This window comes from Pseudomonas sp. PDM14 (genome assembly GCF_014851905.1).
In the GTDB taxonomy this organism is placed as follows: Bacteria; Pseudomonadota; Gammaproteobacteria; order Pseudomonadales; family Pseudomonadaceae; genus Aquipseudomonas.
Window position 1 is genome coordinate 463373 of record NZ_JACVAQ010000002.1, and the last position, 24597, is coordinate 487969.

21 protein-coding genes are annotated in these 24597 nt (G+C 65.3%); 11 read left to right on the forward strand and 10 right to left on the reverse strand.

Translation table 11 applies throughout. From position 1 onward, the window contains the following. Positions 1 to 15: 15 nt before the first annotated feature. The 4 genes from IB229_RS14780 (at position 16) to IB229_RS14795 (ending at position 2328) form a co-directional block, all read left to right on the forward strand. On the forward strand, positions 16 to 315 hold the full coding sequence (locus tag IB229_RS14780) for a DUF883 family protein (protein WP_412547802.1): 300 nt from the start codon (positions 16 to 18) through the stop codon (positions 313 to 315). A gap of 11 nt (positions 316 to 326) precedes the next feature. Then, on the forward strand, positions 327 to 713 hold the full coding sequence (locus IB229_RS14785; protein ID WP_192330260.1) for a phage holin family protein: 387 nt from the start codon (positions 327 to 329) through the stop codon (positions 711 to 713). 13 nt (positions 714 to 726) lie between these two features. Next, complete coding sequence (locus IB229_RS14790) at positions 727 to 1074, forward strand: hypothetical protein (protein ID WP_192330262.1); 348 nt, start codon at positions 727 to 729, stop codon at positions 1072 to 1074. 90 nt (positions 1075 to 1164) lie between these two features. Continuing rightward, the gene (locus IB229_RS14795) at positions 1165 to 2328 is read left to right on the forward strand and encodes an EAL domain-containing protein (RefSeq protein WP_192330264.1); all 1164 of its coding nucleotides are present in this window, start codon (positions 1165 to 1167) and stop codon (positions 2326 to 2328) included. A gap of 6 nt (positions 2329 to 2334) precedes the next feature. Here the strand turns inward: IB229_RS14795 and IB229_RS14800 are convergent, their stop codons facing one another. Then, the gene (locus IB229_RS14800; protein ID WP_192330266.1) at positions 2335 to 3450 is read right to left on the reverse strand and encodes a GGDEF domain-containing protein; all 1116 of its coding nucleotides are present in this window, start codon (positions 3448 to 3450) and stop codon (positions 2335 to 2337) included. 187 nt (positions 3451 to 3637) lie between these two features. On the opposite strand from IB229_RS14800, the gene IB229_RS14805 reads away from it, so the two are divergent. The 3 genes from IB229_RS14805 (at position 3638) to IB229_RS14815 (ending at position 9056) form a co-directional block, all read left to right on the forward strand. Next, entirely contained in the window at positions 3638 to 4969 is a 1332-nt protein-coding gene (locus tag IB229_RS14805) for a deoxyguanosinetriphosphate triphosphohydrolase (protein ID WP_192330268.1), read from the forward strand. A 4-nt stretch (positions 4970 to 4973) separates the two neighbouring features. Next, positions 4974 to 6023, forward strand: a complete 1050-nt coding sequence (locus IB229_RS14810; RefSeq protein WP_192330270.1) for an FUSC family protein — start codon at positions 4974 to 4976, stop codon at positions 6021 to 6023. Positions 6024 to 6107: 84 nt separating this feature from the next. Further along, positions 6108 to 9056 (forward strand): HD domain-containing phosphohydrolase, encoded by a 2949-nt coding sequence (locus IB229_RS14815; RefSeq protein ID WP_192330272.1) that lies wholly within the window; start codon positions 6108 to 6110, stop codon positions 9054 to 9056. Between the two features lie 87 nt (positions 9057 to 9143). On the opposite strand, the gene IB229_RS14820 is transcribed toward IB229_RS14815, so the two are convergent. Then, positions 9144 to 9485: a YggL family protein gene (locus tag IB229_RS14820; protein ID WP_192330274.1), complete on the reverse strand. Its 342-nt coding sequence runs from the start codon at positions 9483 to 9485 to the stop codon at positions 9144 to 9146. A gap of 227 nt (positions 9486 to 9712) precedes the next feature. Between IB229_RS14820 and dacB the strand changes: the two genes are divergently transcribed. Continuing rightward, on the forward strand, positions 9713 to 11143 hold the full coding sequence (gene dacB / locus IB229_RS14825; protein WP_192330276.1) for a D-alanyl-D-alanine carboxypeptidase/D-alanyl-D-alanine-endopeptidase: 1431 nt from the start codon (positions 9713 to 9715) through the stop codon (positions 11141 to 11143). Positions 11144 to 11186: 43 nt separating this feature from the next. Here dacB and rlmKL read toward each other — a convergent pair whose 3' ends face one another. Then, complete coding sequence (rlmKL, locus tag IB229_RS14830; protein ID WP_192330278.1) at positions 11187 to 13418, reverse strand: bifunctional 23S rRNA (guanine(2069)-N(7))-methyltransferase RlmK/23S rRNA (guanine(2445)-N(2))-methyltransferase RlmL; 2232 nt, start codon at positions 13416 to 13418, stop codon at positions 11187 to 11189. A gap of 405 nt (positions 13419 to 13823) precedes the next feature. Here rlmKL and rmf point away from each other — a divergent pair, with 405 nt between their 5' ends. Continuing rightward, positions 13824 to 14039, forward strand: a complete 216-nt coding sequence (rmf, locus tag IB229_RS14835; protein WP_192330280.1) for a ribosome modulation factor — start codon at positions 13824 to 13826, stop codon at positions 14037 to 14039. A gap of 110 nt (positions 14040 to 14149) precedes the next feature. Here the strand turns inward: rmf and IB229_RS14840 are convergent, their stop codons facing one another. Together IB229_RS14840 and IB229_RS14845 are read right to left on the reverse strand one after the other, a co-directional pair. After that, positions 14150 to 15172 carry a quinone-dependent dihydroorotate dehydrogenase gene (locus tag IB229_RS14840; RefSeq protein ID WP_192330282.1) on the reverse strand — a complete coding sequence of 341 codons (1023 nt, stop codon included), beginning with the start codon at positions 15170 to 15172 and terminating at the stop codon, positions 14150 to 14152. 117 nt (positions 15173 to 15289) lie between these two features. Continuing rightward, complete coding sequence (locus IB229_RS14845) at positions 15290 to 15511, reverse strand: DUF2835 domain-containing protein (protein ID WP_192330284.1); 222 nt, start codon at positions 15509 to 15511, stop codon at positions 15290 to 15292. A 138-nt stretch (positions 15512 to 15649) separates the two neighbouring features. Here IB229_RS14845 and IB229_RS14850 point away from each other — a divergent pair, with 138 nt between their 5' ends. Then, on the forward strand, positions 15650 to 16543 hold the full coding sequence (locus tag IB229_RS14850; protein ID WP_192330286.1) for a DUF6685 family protein: 894 nt from the start codon (positions 15650 to 15652) through the stop codon (positions 16541 to 16543). Positions 16544 to 16622: 79 nt separating this feature from the next. Here IB229_RS14850 and IB229_RS14855 read toward each other — a convergent pair whose 3' ends face one another. From IB229_RS14855 to IB229_RS14870, 4 genes are all read right to left on the reverse strand, one after another. Beyond that, positions 16623 to 16964 (reverse strand): ribonuclease E inhibitor RraB, encoded by a 342-nt coding sequence (locus tag IB229_RS14855; RefSeq protein ID WP_192330288.1) that lies wholly within the window; start codon positions 16962 to 16964, stop codon positions 16623 to 16625. A 253-nt stretch (positions 16965 to 17217) separates the two neighbouring features. Beyond that, positions 17218 to 17979, reverse strand: a complete 762-nt coding sequence (locus IB229_RS14860) for an SDR family oxidoreductase (protein WP_192330290.1) — start codon at positions 17977 to 17979, stop codon at positions 17218 to 17220. Further along, positions 17976 to 18905 carry an alpha/beta hydrolase gene (locus tag IB229_RS14865; RefSeq protein ID WP_192330292.1) on the reverse strand — a complete coding sequence of 310 codons (930 nt, stop codon included), beginning with the start codon at positions 18903 to 18905 and terminating at the stop codon, positions 17976 to 17978. The genes IB229_RS14860 and IB229_RS14865 overlap by 4 nt, the downstream gene beginning before the upstream one ends. Next, entirely contained in the window at positions 18889 to 20361 is a 1473-nt protein-coding gene (locus IB229_RS14870) for a flavin-containing monooxygenase (protein WP_192330294.1), read from the reverse strand. The genes IB229_RS14865 and IB229_RS14870 overlap by 17 nt, the downstream gene beginning before the upstream one ends. A gap of 108 nt (positions 20362 to 20469) precedes the next feature. Between IB229_RS14870 and IB229_RS14875 the strand changes: the two genes are divergently transcribed. After that, on the forward strand, positions 20470 to 21495 hold the full coding sequence (locus IB229_RS14875; RefSeq protein WP_192330296.1) for an AraC family transcriptional regulator: 1026 nt from the start codon (positions 20470 to 20472) through the stop codon (positions 21493 to 21495). 83 nt (positions 21496 to 21578) lie between these two features. On the opposite strand, the gene IB229_RS14880 is transcribed toward IB229_RS14875, so the two are convergent. After that, entirely contained in the window at positions 21579 to 23642 is a 2064-nt protein-coding gene (locus tag IB229_RS14880; protein WP_192330298.1) for an LTA synthase family protein, read from the reverse strand. Between the last annotated feature and the right edge of the window lie 955 nt (positions 23643 to 24597).

Here is a 24597-nt window from a genome sequence, read left to right on the forward strand (position 1 = left end):
GAGCACAAGCGCAACCTGCGTGCAGCGCAGACCGCGCTCTCCGCTGAATTCCATGCCCTGATCGGCGACACCGAGCGCCTGCTCAGCCAGACCGCCGAAGTGGCCGGTGCCCAGGCTACCGAGCTGCGCGCCAAGATCAGCGAAAACCTGAGTCGCGCCAAGGACATGCTCAAGGACACCGAGGTGACGCTGCAGGAACAGGGTCGCGCCGCGGTACAAGCCACCGAGGAGTATGTCCACTCGCACCCGTGGCAAACCCTCGGCATCGCGGCCAGCGTCGGCTTCCTCCTCGGACTGCTCGCGGGCCGTCGCTAAGGGAGGCCGGCATGGATGACACCACCGAGCCAGGACCAGAAGCACCCAGACCGTCGCTGAAGAAGCTCGGTGGTGCCGCCGTCAGCCTTCTGCAAGGCCATCTCGAACTCCTCGGGATCGAATTCCAGGAGGAGAAGTCGCGCACCTTCCAGCTGTTCATCTTCTCCGGGCTGAGCCTGATATTCGGCCTGCTGGTGCTGTTGGCGATCTCCACCCTGGTGCTGATCGTCTTCTGGGACACCTATCGTCTGCAGGCTGCCCTGGGGCTCTGCCTGGTCTACGCCATCGCGCTAGCGGTCAGCGTGATCCGCACCGTGGACCTGGCTCGCAAGGGTGAATCGCCCTTCCACGCCACCGTCGAAGAGCTGGCTCGCAACCGCGAGCGCCTACTGCCATGAATGAGCGACTGCCATGAGTGAAACGTTGTCCAGTTCGGCCCGCCGCCAGATGCGCAAGGACCTCGTGCGCCTGCGCATGGAGTTGAATCGTCAGCAGCTGCGCTACCACGCGCAGCCGGTGACCAACCCCTTGCAGCATCTCAAGCAATGGGCCACGTCGGGCCAGGCCATTGGCCATTCCCGCTCGTCCAGTGCAGCCAAGACACCGGTGATGATTGCCGCGGGGCTGTTCCTCACCCTGTTCGGCAAACGTCTCGGCACGTTCGGCCGTCTGGCGCGTACCGGGCTGGCGCTGTACCCCATCGTGCGCAGCCTGCAAGCGAGCAGAAGCGAAACCACGGTGATGGAAAAACATCGCTGACCGGACAGGAAATGGCCGCATTCTTGCAAACCTGAAAGGATCGGCCGGGCGCGCCCCGGCCCTCCTATTCAGCAGTTTAAGGAATCGGCCGTGATCAACGGGCAACCCCTTGCCAGTTTCCAGCCTTTCATCGACACCGCCACCGGCCGCATCGCCGGAATCGAAGCCCTGGGCCGACTACGCCAGGACGATGGGCGGCTGTTGTCGGTAGGCCCTCTGTTCACCGATCCAAAAGTCTCGCCTTCCATCCTGCGCCGCCTCGATAGGCAGATCCGCGACAACGCCCTCGACCGCCTGCATGAAGCGCCAGCCGACTGGTTCCTCAGTATCAATATCTCGCCACGCTGGATCAGCCGCCTGCGGCCGAACCAGGCGCTGCCGAGCCTGAAGCAGCTGGAACGCAGTGGCGTGCCGCCGGAACGCGTGGTGTTCGAGATCACCGAACTGGGCGGTGGCAGCCAGAAACTGCCAGAAGTAGTGGCCCGCTATCGCGAGGCCGGCGCCCGCATCGCCATCGACGACTTCGGTGCCGGCTATTCGCAGCTCGACCGCGTGCTGGCCCTGCAACCGGACATCCTCAAGCTGGACATGCGCCTGTTCCAGGAAGCCGCGCGTGGCGGGCCGAGTGGCGAAGTGGTCAAGGCCCTGGCGCAAATGGCCGAGAAGACCGGTTGCTGGATCATCGCCGAGGGCGTGGAAACCGAAGCCGAACTCGACTTCGCCCTCGAATGCGGCGCGCGCTATGTACAGGGTTTCCTGTTCGCCAAACCGGAATTGGAGTTCTTCGCCGCCGATGCCTTCGTCGCCCGCTTCGCCAGCCTGCGCGACCGCTACGTGCAGGGCAAACTCGCCGAGCGTGCGCGGCTGATGGCCCTGCGTCAGCAGCTCTCCGAACTCATGGGCAAGCTCAAGAGCTGGGCCGATGGCGAATCGAGCACCCAGCACTTGCCGCACCCTGGCGAGTACCCGTGGCTGCTGCGCATCTACCAGTGCGACCGCCACGGCACGCAGCTCACGCCCAACCTGGAGTGGAACGGCAAAGGCTGGGAGGAAGACCCGCGCTACCTGGGCCACAACTGGTCGTGGCGGCCCTATTTCTACCAGTTGCTGGCCGAAGGCTGGGAAGAACGGCGCCTGACCCTGTCGAGCACCTACCGCGACGCCACCACCAACCAGTACTGCCTGACGGCCGGGCAATTCACCGGCAACGGCCGGCGCCTGCTGCTGCTCGACATCGACGCCGCCGGGCTCTAGCCGCGCCTACTTGAGCAGTACCGGCCGAGCGAACGAGGCCAGCTCCATGCGGTCACGGCCGTTCTGCTTGGCCCGGTACAGGGCCTTGTCGGCGCGCTCGATCAATTGCGGAATATTTTCCTGCAGGTAGTACTGCGCGACGCCAATCGAGGCAGTTATACGAAAGCCCTCCGGCAGCCCCTCGTAGGCGGTGCCGGCCAGCCCTTCCTGGATGCGCCGGATGCAGTGCTGGGCCATCTCCAGCGAGGTCTGCGGCAGGAACAGGAGGAACTCCTCGCCACCGTAGCGGGCGAAGAAGTCGGTGCTGCGCAGCAACGGCTCGACGGTGCTGGCAAAGGTCTTCAGCACCACATCCCCCGCCGTGTGGCCGTGGGTATCGTTGACTCGCTTGAAGTGGTCAAGGTCGAACAGGCACACGCAGAATCCCCCGCCGCCGCGGTCGGTGCGGTTCTTCTCGTGGTTGAGCATTTCCAGCAGGTAGCGCCGGTTGTAGGCACCGGTCAGTTCGTCATGGGTCGCCAGTTCGGTGACCTGCTGCAGTACCTCCTGCAACTGCGCGTTGCTCGACACCAGTTTCTTGCGCAGCTCGCTGATGCTGCCGCCGAGGATGGAAATGAACGGCAGGAAGGTCGAGAAGCTGCACCAGAGGATGATTTCCACCGCCAGGTTGAACGACTCACCCTCGACCTGGCGCACCAGCGGGATGGTCAGGCCGTAGGCGAGAATGGTCAGCAGGCTGAGGGTGAACAGCTGGCGCGTGCGCAGCTTGAAGCAACCGAACACGGTGATGATCAGCAGCACCACCAGGTAGGCACCGCGCGCCTGGCCGGCATACACCTGGGTGAACAGCACCAGGGCAATGGCCACCACCATCTGCGCCACGGTCAGGCTGGGGTCGCGAAAACGCAGGTTGAAGTTGGTGCGGAAGGCCAGGTAGAAGCCGAGGTTGAAGACGATCGCGTAGCCGGCCCAGACGTACATGACCCAGGCCGGCGAGATGCCGTTGATCAACGACACGCCCTGTGGCACGGCGCTGAGGAAGTACATGGCCACGCTCATCAGGAAGCGGCGGATGCGCAAACGCTGATGCGGGTCCTCGTGCAGAGCTGCACCTGAAATCACGTCGATTCTCTTTTTTATGTACGCGATGGCCCGACGATATCATTGTGATCACAAACTTCCTACGCCCCGGCAAATGCCACCGGTCGCCTGCCCGAGCGGTCGAATCCGCCGCCCTGAGCGCCACGCCCCTTGCGGTGATGCGCGCCAGGCACGAAGCTAGGCGCACCCCACTCGGCGAGGACAGCCCTTGGACTGGCAAACACTGCTTACCCGCGAACGTCTCGGCAAACCCGTGCACAGCACTGACGAACTCGGTCGCAGCCCGTTTCACAAGGATCATGACCGCATCATCTTTTCCGGCGCCTTCCGCCGTCTGGGCCGCAAGACCCAGGTTCATCCGGTCTCCAGCAACGATCACATCCACACCCGCCTGACCCACTCGCTGGAAGTCAGCTGCGTCGGCCGCTCGCTGGGCATGCGCGTGGGCGAAATGATCCGCGAAGAGCTGCCGGATTGGTGCGACCCGGTCGACCTCGGCGTGGTCGTGCAATCCGCCTGCCTGGCCCACGATATCGGCAACCCGCCATTCGGCCACTCCGGCGAGGATGCCATCCGCTACTGGTTCCAGCAGGCTGCCGGGCGCGGCTGGCTGGATGCGATGAGCGATGCCGAGCGTGCCGACTTCCTCAACTTCGAGGGCAACGCCCAGGGTTTTCGCGTCCTGACCCAGCTGGAATACCACCAGTTCGACGGCGGTACGCGCCTCACCTACGCGACCCTCGGCACCTACCTCAAGTACCCTTGGACCGCCCGCCACGCCGAGGCCCTGGGCTACAAGAAGCACAAGTTCGGCTGCTACCAGAGCGAACTGCCCCTGCTCGAACAGATCGCCGGCAAGCTCGGCCTGCCGCAGCTCGAGGAGCAGCGCTGGGCGCGCCATCCGCTGGTGTACCTGATGGAGGCGGCAGACGACATCTGCTACGGCCTGATCGACCTGGAAGACGGTGTGGAAATGGAGCTGCTCGACTACAGCGAGGTGGAAGCGCTGCTCCTCGACCTGGTTGGCGACGACATTCCGGAAACCTATCGCCAGCTCGGCCCGCAGGACTCGCGCCGACGCAAACTGGCCATCCTGCGCGGCAAAGCCATCGAACACCTGACCAACGCCGCCGCCGAGGCCTTCGTCAACCAGCAGCCGGCGTTGCTGCGTGGCGCCCTGGAGGGCGACCTGGTCGAGCACATGCATGGCCCGGCCAAGCACTGCGTGCAGCAGGCCAAGGGCCTGGCGCGGGAGAAGATTTTCCAGGACAAGCGCAAGACGCTGCATGAAATCGGCGCCTATACCACCCTGGAAATTCTCCTCAACGCCTTCTGCGGCGCCGCGCTGGAACAGCATGGCGGGCGCACACCGTCGTTCAAGAACCGGCGCATCATCGATCTGCTCGGCCACTACGCACCAGACCCAGACTGGCCGCTGCATCGCTCGTTCCTGCGCATGATCGACTTCATCGCCGGCATGACCGACAACTACGCCACCGAGATGGCCCGGGAAATGACCGGCCGCTCCAGCCCGGTATGAGCCGATGAAGGCGCTGCTGCGCGAGGTCTTCACCTGGCACGCGGGCCCTCCGGCCTGGGGCCCGGCGATGGTCGCCGGGATCGGCTGCGCACTGCCGTTGCTGCTCGGTCTGTTCAGCGGTCACCCGGGGTTTCTCTGGGCCTCGGCCGGCGCCTTCCAGGCCGCCCAGGCCAACCCGTTGCACCGCTTCGGCATGCTCCGCCTGCTGCTGCTCACCTTGCTCGGCGCCTGCAGTGCCGGGCTGGGGTTCTGGGCGGCGGATCATTCCCTGCTCAGCCTCGGCATCTTCGCCGCGTACGGGTTCCTCCTCGCCTGGCTGCAACGCTTCGGCACCGAAGCCGGCAAGCTGGGTATCGGCCTCGCGGTCTGTCTGTGTCTCGGCCAGGGCCAGTACGGCATGGGCAGCCTGAAGAATGCCGATGCTGTGGCTGCGCTGTTCATCCTCGGCGGCCTCTGGGTCGCCCTGCTCGCCTTCGGCCTGCGTGGCCTGCACGGCCTGCGCATGTGGCCACACATGCCGCGCTTCGTGAGCATTCTCAAAGTGCTCAAGCGCCATGCCCGGCGCATGCCACAGCAACGTTGGCGCCTGCACGCCCTCGGCTGCACCCTGGCCTGCGCGGGCGCGGGGCTGATCGTCAACCTCGCCAGCCTGCCGCGTGGCTACTGGCTGACCCTGGCGGTGATCGGCACCCTGCGCCTGGAGTTTCAGGTCAGCCTGGTGCGCGCTCTGCAGGCCAGCATGGGCAGCCTGTGCGCCGCCGTGCTGCTGATCTACCTCGGTCACAGCCTGCAGAGCCCGCCGCTGATGGTCGCCACCATCCTGCCGCTGATCCTGCTCAGTCGCGCCTTCCAGGCACACCACTACGGCCTGTTCGTGCTGCAGGTGACCCTGAGTTTCGTGCTGCTCGCCGAGAGCCTGTCGCAGGACTGGCACCTGGCCCAGCTGCGCCTGCTCAACAGCCTGATCGGCGTGGTTCTGGCGATGCTCGTGGCACTGCTGATCTATGGTCTCGAACAGTGGCTGCAGCGCCGCAATGGGCTCCCGCCGGCCTGACCTTCGCAGCACGTATTGCCAGCAGATATCGCGCGGCGTCACTATGCTCTGGCTCTGCCCTTTTGCAGTCATGGAGTGAGGCAAATGCACGCGAAAGCCAAGCCACGGCAATTCCCGCTCCATGTCCATATCAGCGTGCTGTTCACCCTGCTGCTGGTCGGCACCGGCGTGGTGCTGGGCATCTTCAACTACCGGCAGACCAGCGCCATCATTCTCTCCAGCAGCGACCAGCTGTTCGGCCAGATGCGCAACGAAGTCGAGACCGACCTGTGCCATACCTACCAGCCGATCCGCCAGTTGCTCAGCCTGCTCGCCCTCAACGAGCGCAACCAGACCGCCGACGGTTACCAGCGCCTCGCCCTACTGCCGACCTTCGCCCAGGCACTGCGTGACAACCCCAAGCTGTCCTCGCTGTACCTGGGGTTCGAGGACGGTGACTTCTTCATGGTGCGGCCCCTGCGCACGCCGGCCCTCAAGCAGATGTTCGATGCCCCCGACAACGCCGCCTACCAGGTCTGGAGCATCGACCGCAGTGGCGCGGCGCGGCCGATTTCCGAGTCGCAGTACTTCGACGCCGACCTGCAGCTGATCAGCCGCCGGCAGAACCTCAGCGAGCGCTACGACCCCCGCACCCGCCCCTGGTACAAGAGCGCGCTGGAAAATGGCGAGCAGATCACCACCGAGCCCTATGCCTTTTTCTCCACCGGCGATGTCGGCACTACCCTGGCGCGGATCAGCCAGGGCTCCACGGTGCTCGCCGCCGACCTGACCCTCGCCGAGCTGTCCGAGACCCTGGCCCGGCACCGCGTCACGCCATCGACCGAGGTGGTGCTTTACCGCCCCGATGGCCTGGCCGTCGCCTACCCGGACAGCAGCAAGCTGGTGGTGCGCAACGGCACCGTGCACCTGACCAAGGTCGAGCAGCTCAGCCCGGCGCTGGGCGAACTGTTCGAGCGCGACCTGCAGCAGGACAAGCGCGGCGCCATGGAGCTGGCCAAGCGCCGTTGGCAGGTGTCCTACACCCAGCTCGATGAAGGCGGCCCGCAGGGGTTGCGCCTGGCCCTGCTGGCGCCGGAAGACGAGCTGCTGGCCGACGCCTACCGCATTCGCTGGCAGGGCGCGGTACTCACCCTGGGCATCCTGCTGCTGTGCATCCCGCTCGGCTGGCTGATGTCGCGCCTGCTGGTCAAACCCTTGCGCGCGCTGGTCGGCGAGGCCGAGGCGATCCGCAGTTTCGACTTCTCACACCCACCCAGCGGTCGCTCACCCGTGCTGGAAATCGACCAGCTCGCCGTGGCGATGGGCAAGATGAAGGACACCATCGCCAGTTTCCTCGACATCACCGCCAGCCTTTCGGCGGAGACCCGCTTCGATGCCCTGCTGCGCCGCGTGCTACGCGAAACGGTGGAGCTCAGCGAAGCCGACGGCGGCCTGCTCTACCTGCGCGACGCCAGCAGTGGCGAGCTGCAGCCGCACGGCCTGTTCATCAACGCCGAACTGCACAACCTCAGCGAACACCGCGTCCCCGCCTTCACCCGTGAGCAAGCCGACCTGCCGGCCTGGCTGGCGCAACCCGCCGGCGGCGGTGACAGCGTGGTGGTATCACTCGGTTTCGATCAGGCCACCGGCTTCCAGAGCCTGCTGCACACCCTCGACAGCCCGCGCGTGCACCTGGTCAGCACCGGCCTGCACAACCGCCAGGGCGAAACCCTCGGCGTGCTGGTGCTGCTGCACCGCGACACCGGCGAGGACGATGACCTGAAGATGCTGCGCCCCGAGCGCATCGCCTATGTCGAAGCCGTTTCCGGCGTCGCCGCGCTGTGCATCGAAAGCCAGCGCCTGCTGGAGCAGCAGAAGCGCCTGCTCGACGCCTTCATCCAGCTCATCGCCGGCGCCATCGATGCCAAGAGCCCCTACACCGGCGGTCACTGCCAGCGCGTACCGGAGCTGGCGCTGATGCTCGCCCGTGCCGCGGCCGACAGTAACGAAGCGCCCTTCCAGAGCTATCAGCCAACGGACGAGGACTGGGAAACACTGCACATCGCCGCCTGGCTGCACGACTGCGGCAAGGTCACTACACCCGAGTACGTGGTCGACAAAGCGACCAAGCTGGAAACCATCCACGACCGCATCCATGAAATCCGCATGCGTTTCGAAGTGCTCAAGCGCGATGCCTGGGTCGATTACTGGCAAGGCCGCGCCGAAGGGGGCGATGACGCCGCGTTGCGCAGCCTGCGCGAGGCGACCCTGGCTGCGCTGGACGACGAATTCGCCTTCGTCGCGCGCTGCAACCTCGGCGGCGAAGCCATGGCCGATGCCGACCTTGAACGCCTGCGCAGCATCGCCGGGCGCACCTGGACGCGTACCCTGGATGACCGCATCGGCGTGTCCTGGGAAGAGAACCAGCGCCAGGCGCGCACACCGGCAGCGCCCTTGCCGGTCGAGGAAGCGCTGCTTGCCGACAAGCCCGAACACCTGCTGGAGCGCCCGGCCAGCGAGCTGATCGCACCCGACAATCCCTGGGGCTTCCAGCTCGATGTCCCCGCGTACAAGCTCAACCGTGGCGAGCTGTACAACCTCGGCATCGGCCGCGGCACGCTGACCAACGAGGAGCGCTTCATCATCAACGGGCATATGGTGCAGACCATTCGTATGCTCGACCACCTACCCTTCCCGCCGCACCTGGCCCAGGTCGCCGAGATCGCCGGCGGCCACCACGAGAAGATGGACGGCAGCGGCTACCCGAAACGCCTGACCCGCGAACAGATGAGCCTGCCGGCACGGATGATGGCGATCGCCGATATCTTCGAGGCACTCACTGCAGTCGACCGCCCCTACAAGAAGGGCAAGACCCTGACCGAGTCGCTGCAGATCATGGCCGGCATGTGCCGCGGCGCGCACATCGACCCCGAGCTGTTCGGCCTGTTCGTGCGCAGCGGTATCTACCAGCAGTATGCCGAACGCTTCCTCAGGCCCGAGCAGATCGACACGGTGGACACCGCCGCGATCCTGGCCAAGGCCGGACTCGACTAGCGCGACAGCTTTATTGCGGACATGAAAAAGCCCGGCCGAAGCCGGGCTTTTCATGTATCCATGCCTCGACTGGAGTCGAGGGGAAAATCAGGCCGGGTTGACGGCGTTTTCCGGATACCACACGTCCATCAGTGGGCTGAGGGTGAAGCTGCTCAGTTCGCTGCGGGCTTTCAGCCAGGCTTCCACCTGGGTGCGCTGTTCGGCGCTCATCGAGCCGCGCTTGCCGAGGCAGACGAAGCCGTAGTCGTCGCCGCCGACGTAGCCCAGGCCATTGCCTTCTACGGCGTCGCGCAGGAACTGTTCAACGAAAGCGTCCATGTCCGCGTCGGACAGACCCTCGTTGAAATTCAGGGTCAGCTCGCAGCCCAGCTCCTGGAATTCGTCGACGCAGAGTTTCTTGCGCAGACGACGGGAACGGTTAGTGGCCATGTAACACTCCTCAAAAACTCGACAGTAAATAACCGGCGGCACTTTAGCAGTTCGCCGCGTCCGCCGCTTGCCCGCAGACACCCGCGCGGGAAAAAACCGCCGCGCGGCGCCGCCTGGCGCCCCACCACGCTGGAGCTTGGGGCATAATGCCCGCACTTTCAGATTCGCCGTACGACCTCGTCGAGGTCCTACATTTTTTCGCCCTCGTCTTTTTTCGGGCTCTGCCAATGATCAAATCGCTTCGCTGCATCGCGCTCGCCACGCTTCTTCTGCCCCTGGCCCCCTCCGTTTCCGCTACCGTCAGCAACACCCTGCCCGCCAAGGTCCAGCAGGCCCTCAAGGCCAACAAGCTGGGCGGCAACAGCCTGTCGCTGATGGCCGTACCACTCAACGGCCCCGGCACCAGCATCATCTACAACGCCGATGTGTCGGTGAACCCGGCCTCGACCATGAAGCTGGTCACCACCTATGCCGCCCTGGAACTGCTCGGGCCCACACATCAGTGGCGCACAGAGTTCTACAGCGACGGCCCGCTGAAGAATGGCGTGCTCAACGGCAACCTCTTCCTCAAGGGTGGCGGCGATCCGAAACTGAACATGGAGAAACTCTGGCTGCTGATGCGTGACCTGCGCGCCAACGGCGTGGAGCGCGTCACCGGCGACCTGGTTCTGGACCGCAGCCACTTCAACCTGCCGCAACTACCGACCTTCAACGACGACGGCGGCGACAAGAACAAGCCATTTTTGGTCGGCCCCGACTCGCTCCTGGTCAACCTCAAGGCCGTGCGCATGATCACCCGCAACGAAGGCGGCAAGGTCAGTGTGCAGATGGACCCGCCGCTCGCCAACGTGCGCATCGACAACCAGATCAAGGCGCTGCCGGCGGCCAAGTGCCCAGGCTGGCCGGACGTGCGCTTCAACCCGGTGAGCCAGTTCGACGGCACCACCCTGGTGGTCACCGGCAAGCTGGCCGACGGATGCAGCGGGCAGAGCTACCTGTCGCTGCTCGACCACCCGGCCTACACCGCCGGCGCGATCCGCGGCATCTGGCAGGAACTGGGCGGCAGCATCGCCGGCAAGGACCGCCAGGCCGAAGTACCGAAGAGCGCCCGCCTGCTGGCCCGCGCCTACTCGCCAGACCTGGTCGAGGTCATCCGCGACATCAACAAGTACAGCAACAACACCATGGCCCGCCAGCTGTTCCTCAGCCTCGGCGAGACCTTCCGCGACAAGGCCGACCCGGACGATGCCAAGGCCGCACAGCGAGTGATCCGCAGCTGGTTGGCGCGCAAGGGCATCACCGCGCCGCACCTGGTGATCGAGAATGGCTCGGGGTTGTCGCGTGACGAGCGCGTCAGCGTGCGCGAGATGTCAGCCATGCTCCAGGCCGCCTGGCAGGGCCCGTACGCCGCCGAGTTCATCGCCTCGATGCCGCTGGTGGGTATGGACGGCACCATGCGCAAGCGCCTCAAACGCACGGGCATGGAAGGCCAGGGCCACATCAAGACCGGCACCCTGAACAACGTGCGCGCCATCGCCGGCTTCAGCCGTGACGCCAAGGGCACCACCTGGGCGGTGGTGGCGATTCTCAACGATCCGCGCCCGTGGGGCGCTTCCGCCGTGCTGGATCAGGTCCTGCTGGACATCTATCGCCGCTGACCGGCCTTGAGCAGGGAGCGGCCGCGCCGCTCCCTCTGCGCCATCAACCGCGCGCGGTCAGACGCCAGGCGCGATGGATCTTCGGATTGCGCGCGAAGTCCTGGTCGATGGTGCTGGCGCTGATTTCCTCTACCGCATAACGCGCACTCAAGCCCTCATCGAGCTGGAACTTGCGGAAGTTGTTGGAGAAATACAGCACGCCGTCGCGGGCCAGGCGATTCATCGCCAGGTCCAGCAGTTGCACGTGGTCACGCTGCACATCGAACACGCCCTCCATGCGCTTGGAGTTGGAGAAAGTCGGCGGGTCGATGAAGATCAGGTCGTACTCGCCACGGTCCTCTTCCAACCAGCCCATCACGTCGCCCTGCTCCAGACGGTTCTTGTCGGAGAAGCCGTTGAGCGACAGGTTGCGCCGCGCCCAGTCCAGGTAGGTTTTCGACAGGTCGACGCTGGTGGTGCTGCGCGCGCCGCCCTTGGCCGCATGCACACTGGCCGTGGCGGTGTAGCAGTAGAGGTTGAGGAAGCGCTTGCCGGCCGCCTCGCGCTGGATACGCAGGCGCATCGGCCGGTGGTCGAGGAACAGGCCGGTATCCAGGTAATCGGTGAGGTTGACCAGCAGCTTGATGCCGCCTTCGTTGACTTCCATGAACTGGCCCTGGGCCGCCTGGCGCTCGTACTGCTTGGTGCCACTCTGGCGCTCGCGACGCTTGATCACCACCTTGTCCTGGGACACGCCAAGGGCCACGGGAATCGCCGCCAGGGCATCGAGCAGACGGGTCTGCGCCTTTTCCGGGTCGATCGAGCGTGGCGGTGCGTATTCCTGCACATGCACCCAGTCGTGGTACAGGTCGATGGCCAGGGCGTACTCGGGCATGTCGGCGTCATACAGACGGTAGCAATCGATGCCCTCACGGCGCGCCCATTTGCCCAGCAGCTTGAGGTTCTTCTGCAGGCGGTTGGCGAACATCTGCCCGCCTTCGGACAGCCGCGCGGCCTCGACCACCGGTGCGCTCGGCGCGGCCTTGCGCTCACCCGGACTGGCCTGCGCGGCCGCAGCGGCCTTCTGTTGCTGCTGAGTGCCGGAGCGGCGCTCACCGGTGACGAACTGGTCCGGCAGGATCTTGAACAGCAGCAGACGGCACGGCAGAGCGCCGTTCCAGAAGGCGTACTGCTTGTGGCTGCGCAGGCCCATGCGCTTGCCCAGTTCCGGCGCACCGGTGAACACCGCCGCTTCCCAGTTCAGGCAGGCCTGGCGCAGGCGCTCGCCGAGGTTCTGGTAGAGATAGAGCATGCTCGCCTCATCGCCCAGGCGCTCGCCATAAGGTGGGTTGCTGACCACCAGGCCGGTCTGGTTCTGGTCCGGGCGCGGCTCGAAGGTCGCCACTTCGCCCTGGTAGACCTTGATCCAATCACCCAGGCCGGCGCGCTCGATGTTGTTGCGTGCCGGCTGGATCAGCCGCGGGTCGGCCTCGTAGCCACGAATCCACAACGGCGGGCGCGCCAGGCCGGCGTCGGCGCGGGCCTGGGCCTCGGCGTGCAGCTTGCTCCAGATCGCCGGCACATGCCCCAGCCAGCTGGAGAAGCCCCAGCGCTCTCGCTTGAGGTTGGGCGCCAGGTCCGCAGCGATCATCGCCGCCTCGACCAGGAAGGTACCGACACCGCACATCGGGTCCGCCAGGGCACCGCCCTCGGCAGCGATGCGCGGCCAACCGGCACGTAGCAGCACTGCCGCGGCGAGGTTTTCCTTGAGCGGCGCGGCGCCCTGCTGCAGGCGATAGCCGCGCTGGTGCAGGCTCTGCCCGGAAAGGTCGAGCGAGAGTACCGCCTCGCCCCGGTCCAGGCGCAGGTGAACGCGCAGGTCCGGGCTGATCTTGTCGATCGACGGGCGCGTGCCATCGGCCTGGCGCAGTTTGTCGACGATCGCATCCTTGACCTTCAAGGCGCCGAAGTGGGTGTTGTCGATGCCCGAACCATTGCCGCTGAACTCCACCGCCAGACTGCCGGACGGCTCCAGGTGCTCGGCCCAGTCGACATCGAGCACGCCCTGGTACAGCGACTCGGCGTCCTGCACCGGGAAACGGCGCAGCACCAGTAGCACGCGGTTGGCCAGGCGCGACCAGAGACACAGGCGGTAGCCGGTTTCCAGGCTGCCAAAGCCGCGCACAGCGGCGGTCTGCTCGCGGACCTCTTCCAGGCCGAGGCTGCCGGCCTCATCGACGAGCAGGCCTTCCAGGCTCTTCGGGCAGGTAAGGATCAGTTCATAACGGTCCGACATGTGTCACCCAGTCAAATAGCGGCGGCTTGCTAGCCAAAATATGTGACAGAAAGTCGCGCGGCGACCCTTCGTCGAAAAAATAACCTGTCCAGTCGCGACTCGTTCGCAATGGCAAAAGGCCTCTGTACAAGTCTCAGACTCCCGTATGCCGGGGGCTCTGCGTGAACGTAGAAAAAAATAGGTGGAACCTTATGGCCTACACCCCAATTGCGTTACGTGCTTATGACAAAACGATCATTCACACGCCCCGATGCATTCGATAGAAATCTACTCAGGCCGACATCGCAATGATGTTCGGCAGGCAGTCCGCCACGCCGGCAGCGGACTCCAACGGCAGATCGTTTCTGCCTGGTCCCGACAGCGGACCCACAGGACATAACAGTCAACAAGTGAGGGCAACACCCTATGAGAAGACTTAAGCGTGATCCTTTGGAAAGAGCTTTTTTGCGCGGCTATCAGCACGGCGTTCACGGCAAATCTCGCGACATGTGTCCATTCACCATTGCATCCACACGCCAGGCCTGGATCAACGGTTGGCGCGAGGGGCGTGGTGACAACTGGGACGGCCTGACCGGCACCGCCGGTATTCATCGACTCAACGAACTGCACGCCGTCGGCTGAACTAGGATCACCCCGACTTCATCCAGACCGTCCCATCCGGGCGGTGGGCGCAAGCCCAGGGCTCCTCAGGGAGCCCTTTTTATTGCCTTTCGGTTTTCCTCTCGCGCCACTTAGCCCCGTGCAGCGGCGATGGCATCCACCGCCTCGTGGATCAGCGCCGGCCCGCGGTAGATAAACCCGGAATAGATCTGCACCAGGCTCGCACCGGCAGCGATCTTCTCGGCCGCATGCTGGCCTTCAGTAATGCCGCCAGCGGCAATGATCGGCAGACGGCCCTTGAGCTCACCCGCCAGCACCTTGACCGTGTGCGTGCTCTTCTCGCGCACTGGCGCACCGGACAGGCCACCGGCCTCATCGGCGAAGCGCAGGCCCTCGACGCCTTCGCGGCTCAGCGTGGTGTTGGTGGCGATCACCGCGTCCATGCCGGTTTCGACCAGCGCTGCCGCGACCTGCACGGTTTCCTCATCGGTCATGTCCGGGGCGATCTTGATCGCCAGCGGTACGCGCTTGCCGTGCTGCGCGGCCAGGTCTTCCTGGCGCTGGCGCAGGGCTTCGAGCAGTTGCTTGAGCGAATCGCCGAACTGCAGGCTGCGCAAGCCGGGGGTGTTCGGCGAGCTGACGTTGACCGTGACATAGCTGGCGTGGGCGTAGACCTTGTCCAGGCAGATCAGGTAGTCGTCCACCGCGCGCTCGACCGGGGTATCGAAGTTCTTGCCGATGTTGATACCGAGGATCCCGCGGTATTTGGCCGCCTGGACCCGGCTCAGCAGGTGCTCGACGCCGTGGTTGTTGAAGCCCATGCGATTGATGATCGCGGTGGCTTCCGGCAGGCGGAACAGGCGCGGCTTGGGGTTGCCCGGTTGCGGGCGTGGTGTCACGGTGCCAATCTCGACGAAACCGAAGCCGAGCTGGGCGAAGCCGTCGATCGCATCGCCATTCTTGTCCAGGCCAGCGGCCAGGCCCACCGGGTTGGGGAAATCCAGGCCCATCACCTGCACCGGCAGCTTGGCCGGAGTCTTGCCGAGCAGGCCGTTGAGGCCCAGGCGGCCGCCGGCACCGATCAGGTCGATGGACAGCTCGTGGGAGGTTTCCGGGGACAGTTTGAACAGCAGGGCGCGGGCCACGTCATACATGGGCGATTGGGCTCGGTGATGAGTTGGGAAGCAGGCCGCGATTATAGCCGTCTGGACTAGCCGGCGGCGAGGCAACAGCGTAATAAGGAGCCCGGGCGTCGCACCGCAGGCAGGCCGCTAGCGCAAACGGCGCAGTTCGAGCAGCTCGCCCGCTGCACTGAACTCCAGCTCGAAGGTGCCGTGAATCCCCTCATGCTGCAGGAACGGCTTGAGGTGGTGGGCCGGCAAACTGACCTTGCGTCCGTCGCGACTCCACAGCATCACCCGATTGGCACGGCCCTGATAAACCGCAAGAAACCGCTCTGCAGGCAAAGCGATATCCAGCACGAGGCTGGGCATGGAGGCTACCTCAACAATGTTTGACCGGATTTTGCCATACGTCCTTCGACCGTCATACGCGGAATTAGTCCCTGCTAGTGCGCGCCAGGCGCGGCTCTGCCACACTGGCACAGACGTCCCTGGAGCACCTTGCGGGTCATGAGTCTGTCCGACACCACAACCAACCTGGCATCCCGTCTGACGGCTCTGGCACAACGCCTGGGGCTGAGCGGACGTGTGCCACGCATGGTGTTCGAACGCTCGCGCAACCTGCGCCTGCCCTTCCAGGCGTTGCCACTGCCGGCGGACAACATTTGGTGGCAGGACGGCCCGCCCCTACACCGCCTCGTCGACCTGCCGCGTGACGCGCTGTCCGGCCCGGTGCAGGAAGACAAGGCCGCTGCCCGCGCGGTACTGATGCGCGTGGTCGAGCAGGAGCAGCAGCTGTTCGCCGACTTCGACCTGCTGCGGATCGACGGCCTGTGCGGCACGCCCAGTGCCAGTGGCGAAGGGTTCCGCAGCTTCGAGGAATTCGCCGCCACGCAAACCTGCCGCAACGTGCGCATCATCAGCTACAAGGACTTCCTCAAGACCATCAACCAGGCTCTGCCGCGCTTTCTCGGTGCCGAACCGATCGAATTGCGCCAGGCCAGCTGGTATGGCCCCCGCCTGTTCTGGGCCTCCGAGCAGCAAGGCGAAGCCTTCGCCTGCGCCATCGCCTATGCACGCCTGCGCGGCCTGGAAGTCAGCCTGCCGGCAGAGCTGACGCGCTATCGCATCAGCCGCAACGGCCTGGCCGAACTCAAGCAGCAGTACCACATGCTGGCGATGCCGGTGCAGGCCTGGGCCGATCCGGCGTTCATGGCGCTGCTGCTGGACAACGGCCTGCCCTACGCGCGCCTGTCGCTGCTGCGCAGCCCCGGAGCGCCCGAGGTGCTTCTGCTGCCCAAGGGCTCGGCCGAAGCCAACGCCCTGGGCGAAGGCCTGCGCCAGGCTGGCGCGCCGGATGTGGTGGCGTATCTGGAACAACTGGAAAACCGCACGTTCGCCTGAACGCGGGTGGTCGAGAGAAGGAAAGTTCAGGGGACACCGGCCGACCCGTGGGCCAGCCGGCGATGGTTGCCGACGGCTGTCAGGCTCCGGCCATGCGGACTTCCTGAGTCACCCCCCAACCATCCAGCACACCGCCCAGGGGCGTGACCAGCGACTCCAGATCCTGCTCGAAATCACCGATCCCCGAATGGGTGGCGTACATCACCTTGCTCACTTGCAGGTGCCAGGCGCCGTCCTCACGCACGCTGACCTGCGCATTGGTGGATTCACCGCGAAACTCACTGGCAGCCTTTCTGGCCCGGTCCTCGTCCGGGAAGATGGCGTAGAACTCGATGGGATGGACGCGGGCGAAATCGAATCCGCCCTCCTTCATGCGGCGCAAAACGGTGTTGCTGACATCATCGTGGAAGGCTGTGCTCATGTAAGACCTCCTCTCAGGCGATGGATAGACCGCAACCGCCCATGCCTGGGCGGCTCGGGCACCCGGCGGTGCCCCGAAAGCCAGACGGAGAGCCGCCTGGCTGGTCATGCACCGGATCACGAACGATCACGGTCGACGGCTGGTTCATGAGAAGAGAAACCGGCACCGTCAATTGCAGACTAGCGCCTCGACCGGCGATCTGCCCAGCGGATCGTCCATCTGCCCGCCCGGCCCGCGACGGGCGGCGGTGCCTCTAGTCGCGGCTGAGCCAGCCCATCACCCAGCGATTGAGCCAGGACGGCGACACCTGCGCCGACCAGTACATCAGCTTGAACTGCCAGTGGATCGGTCGATGCACCGCCGGTTCGTGAGCCTGCTGCCAGGCGGCTTCGGCGATGTGCTCGGCCTTCAGGTGCACGCCGAGACGACGCAGTGCGGGCGGCTCGAAGGTCTGGCTGTCGACCATCGGCGTACGCACGAACGGCGGCATCAGGTCGCTGACACGGATGTCGTGGCGGCGCCATTCCAGCTCCAGCGCCTCGGTCAGGCCACGCACGGCAAACTTGGACGCCGAGTAACTGACCATGTGCGGCGTGCCATACAGACCCGAGGCGGAACCCATGTTGATCACCTGGGCGCCCGGCGTGACCTTGAGGTAGGGAAACGCCGCGTGAGTCACCTGCAGCAGGCCGAGCACGTTGATCTGCAGGATGCGCGCATGCTCTTCGAGGCTGATTTGCTCGAAGAGACCGAAACGCAGGATTCCCGCGCAGTTGAACAGCAGGCGCAAGCGGCCCTGGTGCTGCGCAGCGAAACTGGCCAGCGCGACCTGTGCAGCCGCCGCATCGGTGACATCCACGGCCACATGCCAGGCGCCACCCAGCTCGTCGGCCAGGGCCGCCAGGGCGGCCTGGTTGACGTCGAGCAGGCCGACCCGCCAACCGCGAGAATGGAACAGACGCGCCGTGGCGGCGCCGATACCCGAAGCAGCGCCGGTGATCAGGATGGTGTTCATGCCAGCCCTCGCGTGCGAATAAAAGTCAGGGCGCGCTGCAACGCCAGGTTGGCGATGGCCAACGCCCCGCAATTGATCTGGAACACGTGCCACTGCCGCGGGTACAGCTCCAGCTCGCAGTCAACGCCCGCCGCCCTCGCCTGCTCGGCGAGCAACTGGCTCTGCGGCAACAGCCATTCGTCCTCGCCGACCTGGATCAACAGTGGCGGCAGGCCTGTCAGCTCGGCATACAGCGGAGAAACCAGGGCCCGGCGACGCTGGTCGGCCTGCGGGCAATAGGCCTCGGCGCCCTGCTGCAGCCAGCGCGGCTGAATCAATGGATCACCCGCCGGCGGGCGCAGCAGGTTGGCGCCGGTGCAATCGGTCACCGGGGAAAAACACACCAGCGCGCCCGGCAGCGGCAAGCCGGCATCACGCGCGCGCAACGCCGTACCCAGCACCAGGTTGCCGCCGACCGAATCGCCGGCGATGACGATGCGCGACGCCGCATGGCCCTGCTCCAGCAAGGCCTGGTAGGCGGCGAAGGCATCGTCGCTGGCCGCCGGAAAAGCGTGCTCCGGCGCCAGGCGGTAGTCCAGGGCGAACACCGTCAGCGCGCCGTGGCGGGCGAAGTAGCTGGTGATGCTGCGGTGGCTCTGCGGGCTGCCGACGATGAATGCGCCGCCGTGCAGGTAGAGCAGCACGTTGCCGCTGTCGCGCGGCGGGCGCAGCCATTCACCGGACAAACCGCCCAGCGAACCGGCTTCGATGCGTACGCCACGGCTGACCCAGCACAGCCGCGTGCCCAGGCGCAGCAGGTGGCGCTGCACCCGCGGGCTCACGCCCGGATGGAAACCGGCGCGAAACAGCAGCCAGGTCGTGCCGCGCAGCGCCGCTGCCAGCGCGCGCTGCAACAGGCCGCCAGGCAACTCAACGGACGTGGTCATAGTCGCTCCATTGCGGCTGACGCGTCAGCCAGCGATAGCTCAGGGTGAACCCCGACCAGTTGTTGGTGTGTTTACCCGCCGCGTTCTGGTACCAGCTGTTGCACCCCTGCTGCCACACCGAATGCTGCAGGGCGTGCTGCAACTTGTGGTTCCACGCCTGCTGCGCCGGCGGACGCAGGTCGAGGTAGCGCACGCCTTCGTCCAGTCGCTGCAGGCAGGCCAGCACGTAGGCGAACTGGCTCTCCAGCATGTAGATGATCGAGTTGTGGCCCAGGTTGGTGTTCGGCCCGTAGAGCAGGAACAGGTTGGGGAAACCGCTGACGCTGATGCCCTTGTAGGCCTCGGCGCCGTCACGCCATACCACCTCCAGCGCCACCCCGCCGAGCCCGCGGATGCGCATCGGCGCGAGGAAGTCGCTGGCGGCAAAGCCGGTGCCGTAGATCAGCACGTCGACCGGGTGCTCGCGGCCGTCGGCGGTGACCACGCCGCGCTCGCTGACTTCGGCGATGGCCTCGTCGACCACCTCCACATGGGCCTGACGCAGGGCCGGGTAGTAGTCGTTGCTGATCAGGATGCGCTTGCAGCCCAGCGGGTAGTCCGGCGTCAGCTTGGCGCGTAGTTTGGGTTCCGGCACCTCCTTGGCCAGGTGGCGGAAGAAGTGCCAGCGGTACAGCTTCATCATCCCCGGCAGGATGAAGAACCCCACGCCACGCAGTTCGTGATGAACGTACTGGACCAGGCGGTCGAGCTTCTGCGTCCATGGCCAGCGCTGCATCAGCCTCAGCTCGAACGGTCGATAGGGCCGATCGGGCTTGGGCAGCACATAGGCCGCCGAGCGCTGGAAGAGCGTCAGGCGCTGCACCTGCGGGACGATCTGCGGCACGAACTGGATGGCGCTGGCACCGGTGCCGATCACCGCCACGCGCTTGCCACGCAGGTCGACATCGTGCCGCCAGCGCGCCGAATGGAAACTTTCGCCGGCGAAACGCTCGATGCCCTTGAGCCGTGGAATGGCCGGGCGATTGAGCTGGCCGCAGGCGCTGATCAACGCCCGCGCGCTGAAGCGACTGCCGTCCACGCAGGTGACCTGCCACAGCCCCTGCGTTTCGTCGAACGCCGCCTCGGCCACTTCGCTGTCGTGGCGAATGTGCCGCTGCAGGTCGTGACGCTCCACGCACTGCTGCACGTAGGCGAAGATTTCCGCCTGCGGGGCAAAGCGCCGACTCCAGTCGAGCTTGGGTTCGAAGGAAAACGAATAGAGGTGCGACGGCACATCGCAAGCGGCGCCCGGATAGCTGTTGTCGCGCCAGGTGCCGCCGGATTCGGCGGCCTTTTCCAGGATCAGGAAATCATCCATGCCCTGTTGGCGCAGGCGCATGGCCAGGCCCAGACCGGCAAAACCGGCGCCAATGATCAGCACGCGCAGGGGCGCATGCTCCGGAGTGTTGTTATGCATTGTTATCTCCATGAGCCGCATCGCAGCGGACGCCCCCATGCTAGTTGCCGCGCGCCGCCTGGGTTATGGCATAGTCGGCCATAAAATTGTGACTTTCGGACAACCCGCATGGCCACTTCCCCCGCCCGTTCCCGCCGCAGCGCCGTCAGCGTGCAGCTTCTGGTTCAGTTCGGCCTCGACCATGGCCTGTCGCTCGATACCTGCCTGGCCGGCACCGGCCTGAGCTGGAACCTGCTCGCCGACCCGGCTGCCGAGGTCGATGCCGAACAGGAGCTGGCACTGATCGGCAACCTGGTCGCCGCTCTCGGCGAACGCCCCGGCCTGGGCCTGCAGCTGGGCCGCCGCTACCTGCTCAACACCTACGGCATCTGGGGCTTTGCCCTGCTCAGCAGCTCGACCTACCGCGACGCGGCGACACTCGGCCTGCGCTACATCGACCTGACCTTCGCCTTCCACGGCATGCGCCTGGAGGAACATGGCGATGAAGCCCACCTGCTACTCGACGACAGCCAGGTGCCGCCGGCGCTGCGCAACTTCATCCTCGAACGCGACTTGTCCGGCATGCTCTGCGTGCAACGCGAGCTGATCAACGCACCGCTGCCGATCAAGCGCGTCGACCTGCGTATTTCGCGCCCCGCCGATACCGCCCCGTTTCTCGCCGAGCTGGGGGTGATGCCGCAGTTCGGCCAGGCACACAACCGCTTCGTCTTCGAACGCCAGCTGCTCGACCGCCCGCTGCCCGGCGCCAACCCGGGAACCGCCGCGCTCTGCGAGCAACACTGCCAGCGACTGCTGGACAAGCGCCGCCAGCGCGACGGCCTGGCCGGGCAGATCCGCGGCCTGCTGCTCAGCCGTCCCGGACGCCTGCCGGACATGGAGCAACTGGCCAACAGCTTGCACATGAGTTCACGCACCCTGCGCCGCCGCCTGCAGCAGGACAACGTCAACTTTCGCACGCTGCTCGAAGAGGTACGCCAGACCCTCGCCGAGGAACTGCTGGGGATTGCCGGCCTGAGCCTTGAGGAAGTCGCCGAGCGCCTGGGCTATGGCGAAGTGTCGAACTTCATCCACGCTTTCAAGCGCTGGAAAGGCGTGACCCCGAGCCAGTTTCGCAAGGGTCGGCAATCGGCCTAGTCAGAGAAACCACGGGTAAGCAGATCCGCCGGCATTGCACCGGCGGCGTGGCAGGGACAGTAACGGCACTCCCGTCCTGCGGCTTACTGCTCGGTCTTGCTGGCGCGGGCGCCCGCAGTGTTGTCCAGCAGGCTCTTGGTCGCGACCTGCAGGAAGGCTTCGAGCTGCCGCTGCAACTGCGGCTGCGCCGGATCATCCTTGAGCACGCTGACCTTGGCCCCGGCGCCCAGCTGGTACTGGTACAAGCGCGGCTCCAGGCCCTTGGGCTGCACGAGGATCTTCTCGCCGTTGACGATCGCCACGGTCTGGTCGCTGCCCGACGGCTTGATCACGCCGATACCCTGGTCGCCGGCCGGCAGGTTGAGCAGGTCGCGGCCCCAGCACTGATGCTGGGTCTGCCCGCCAAGGCGACCCATGATGGTCGGCACCACGTCGATCTGCGTGCCGACAGTGTCACAGGTTGCACCGAACTTGTCCTGAATGCCCGGGGCGATCAGCAGCAACGGCACGTTGAAGCGGAACAGGTCCATCTCGGTCAGCTGCTCGCTGCTGCCAAAGCCGTGGTCGCCGAGCACCACGAACAGGGTGTCCTTGTAGTACGGCTCCTTGCGCGCTTTCTCGAAGAACTGGCCCAGCGCCCAATCCGAGTAACGCATGGCGGTGAGGTGCATGTCGGACGAGCCCTGTCCGGTCACCGGCTCTACCGGCAGATCTTCGGGCAAAGCGTACGGCGTGTGGTTGGACAGGGTCTGCAGCAACGCATAGAACGGCTTGCTCGGGTCCAGCTTGGCCAGTTCGACGGCGCCGCGGTCGAACATGTCCTGATCGGACACACCCCAGGTCGGATCGATGTAGACCGGATCGACGAAGTCCTCGCGACCGATGAAGCGGCGCATGCCCTGGTTGCTGAAGAAACCGGACTGGTTGTCCCACTGGAAGTTGCCGTTGTAGACGTAAACGTCGTCGTAATCGCGGGCACTCAGCTGCTGCGGCAGGCCGGAGAACTGGTGGCTGCCCTCGGGCGTGCGCATCAGGTACTCGAAACTTGGCAGATTGGGGAAGCAGGCCATGGTGGCGAACATGCCCTGGTGGGTGTGCGTGCCGTTGGAAAAGAAGCGCTTGAACAGCAGGCCCTCGCGGCTCAACCGATCAAAGTTGGGGGTGATGTTGGCATCGCTGCCCAGCGCACCGACCCAGCGGCCGGCGAAGCTTTCCATGAGGATCACCACCACGTTGCGGATCGGCAGGGTGTTCTCCTGCGGCGGCGTATACACGCGGCGCACGGCGGCGTGGTCTGCATCGATCAGTTGCTCATGCTCACCGACCAGCATGGTTCGCACGGTCTGCAGCGCCTCGGCATCGCCCATGGTCGATTTCCAGGCGTTGTCACGATGGTCGGAGAAGTAGTTATCCGCCGCGTCGACCAGGGTCAGTGTTCCGTTCAGGCCCAGGTGGTTGGCGAACATCGAATCGGTGGTGTAGGCATCGCCCCAGCGCAGCGGCGGGCCTTGCTTCACTGTCCCGCGCGCAGCGAGCACCGCCACCAGCAGGCACAGCACGAACACCGCCACGCGCCAGTACCAGGCCAGTGCGGGTTGCACGCTGTGCGGCCGGGTAGAACGCTCGATGAGCATGAACAACCAGGCCAGCGCCAGGGTCGCAAGGGCCCAGGCCAACAGATAGCGCAGCACCGGGAAACCGTACCAGAGCATGCTCAGCACGGTCTGCGTGTCTTCCTCAAGATACTGGAACACCAGGCCGTTCAAGCGCTGGTGGAATTCACGGTAGAAGTCCAGCTCGCTGACGCCGATGAACAGGGTCAGGCTGGCGAACACCGTCAACCAGGCGACATGCGCCCGCCGCGCCGCCATCATCGCCGGGCTGAGCACTGACAGCAGCAAGGGAATGCAGGCGTAAACCACCACGCGCAGGTCGAAGCGCAGGCCGTTGAAGAAAGCTTCGGCGAACACGCTGGCCGAGGTATCGCCGATCTGTTCGTGGTTATAAACCAGCAGCGCCACACGCAGCAGCGTGTACATCAGCATCAGCAGCAGGGCGCTACCGGCGAGAAAGGCAAAGTGGCTGGAAAGGCTGAATTGACGACTGCGAGCGGCCAGGGGCCGCTGAGTCAAAGCATCCGTTGACATGGGTGGGGTTCCGATCACGCAGGGGAAGGACTGAGGCTGGTCTGAGCCAGCTCGGCAGCGGCGCATCATCCGTACGGTGATGTGAAAGTTTCGTAGCTGCGCACAGCTCCCTTTCGACAGCGCTACCCGCGACAGGGCGGCGCAGCGCGGTAGCTGAGCAGGCCAGCGCGGGCCCCTGAACGACCGGGCTTCGCTACGGGAACGCGACATAGGCGGGGCCATGGGGCGGAAACGATCACGCCGCTATCTGGCGGTCATTTTCGTCGAGCTGCGACAAACATCGTTACAAATAGCGCAACGATCAGGCGACGCTTACGCCTTTTCTACGGCGGTTCCGGCCATTGAGCGGCTTGTAGCCCCCGAAAATCGTGCCCAATCTCCCTCGAAAGGATGAGAGACGGACCGGAAGCTATCGTCCTTACCACTTTGGCGCGGTACTCTCGCGTTCAAGGCCAGTGGCCATCACGGCACTCGCCGCGCGTCGCCATCAAGCCTGCGCGCTACGTGCCGATAGACGCGTTAACCCATAACAAGAAACGGAGCCCACCCCATGCAGCAGGGCCTTTTGACCACTTTCATGCCGCGTGCCGAGCTGAATCCCAGCGATCAGCTGCTCAGCCGCATGCTCGCCTTCTTCTCCATCTGCGGCCTGGTCATCGGCCTCTACAGCGGCATCAAGTGGGGCCGCTTGGGCAACGATGCGCTGATGCAGGGCTCGTTTCTGCTGATCGTCGGCATGCCCCTGGTGCTGGCGGTGCTGCGCAGCGGCATCCTGCCGGTGCGCGGCGTGGCCAACCTCTCGCTGGCGCTGATCAGCAGCTACGCCATGGTGCTGATCTACCACCTCGGCGGTCTGCATTCGGCCCACGTGTTCTGGCCCTTGGTGGTGATCGGCTTCGCCTACCTGTTGCTCGGCGGGCGCAGTGCGGCATTCTGGAGCCTGCTGCAGCTGCTC

Excerpts from the sequence above, each read along its gene's own strand:
- IB229_RS14785 (WP_192330260.1), top strand. The coding sequence starts at position 327 with ATGGATGACACCACCGAGCCAGGACCAGAAGCACCCAGACCGTCGCTG.
- IB229_RS14790 (WP_192330262.1), top strand. The coding sequence starts at position 727 with ATGAGTGAAACGTTGTCCAGTTCGGCCCGCCGCCAGATGCGCAAGGAC.
- IB229_RS14810 (WP_192330270.1), top strand. The coding sequence starts at position 4,974 with ATGAAGGCGCTGCTGCGCGAGGTCTTCACCTGGCACGCGGGCCCTCCG.
- IB229_RS14815 (WP_192330272.1), top strand. The coding sequence starts at position 6,108 with ATGCACGCGAAAGCCAAGCCACGGCAATTCCCGCTCCATGTCCATATC.
- IB229_RS14820 (WP_192330274.1), bottom strand. The coding sequence starts at position 9,485 with ATGGCCACTAACCGTTCCCGTCGTCTGCGCAAGAAACTCTGCGTCGAC.
- dacB (WP_192330276.1), top strand. The coding sequence starts at position 9,713 with ATGATCAAATCGCTTCGCTGCATCGCGCTCGCCACGCTTCTTCTGCCC.
- rlmKL (WP_192330278.1), bottom strand. The coding sequence starts at position 13,418 with ATGTCGGACCGTTATGAACTGATCCTTACCTGCCCGAAGAGCCTGGAA.
- rmf (WP_192330280.1), top strand. The coding sequence starts at position 13,824 with ATGAGAAGACTTAAGCGTGATCCTTTGGAAAGAGCTTTTTTGCGCGGC.
- IB229_RS14840 (WP_192330282.1), bottom strand. The coding sequence starts at position 15,172 with ATGTATGACGTGGCCCGCGCCCTGCTGTTCAAACTGTCCCCGGAAACC.
- IB229_RS14845 (WP_192330284.1), bottom strand. The coding sequence starts at position 15,511 with ATGCCCAGCCTCGTGCTGGATATCGCTTTGCCTGCAGAGCGGTTTCTT.
- IB229_RS14850 (WP_192330286.1), top strand. The coding sequence starts at position 15,650 with ATGAGTCTGTCCGACACCACAACCAACCTGGCATCCCGTCTGACGGCT.
- IB229_RS14855 (WP_192330288.1), bottom strand. The coding sequence starts at position 16,964 with ATGAGCACAGCCTTCCACGATGATGTCAGCAACACCGTTTTGCGCCGC.
- IB229_RS14860 (WP_192330290.1), bottom strand. The coding sequence starts at position 17,979 with ATGAACACCATCCTGATCACCGGCGCTGCTTCGGGTATCGGCGCCGCC.
- IB229_RS14865 (WP_192330292.1), bottom strand. The coding sequence starts at position 18,905 with ATGACCACGTCCGTTGAGTTGCCTGGCGGCCTGTTGCAGCGCGCGCTG.
- IB229_RS14870 (WP_192330294.1), bottom strand. The coding sequence starts at position 20,361 with ATGCATAACAACACTCCGGAGCATGCGCCCCTGCGCGTGCTGATCATT.
- IB229_RS14875 (WP_192330296.1), top strand. The coding sequence starts at position 20,470 with ATGGCCACTTCCCCCGCCCGTTCCCGCCGCAGCGCCGTCAGCGTGCAG.
- IB229_RS14880 (WP_192330298.1), bottom strand. The coding sequence starts at position 23,642 with ATGTCAACGGATGCTTTGACTCAGCGGCCCCTGGCCGCTCGCAGTCGT.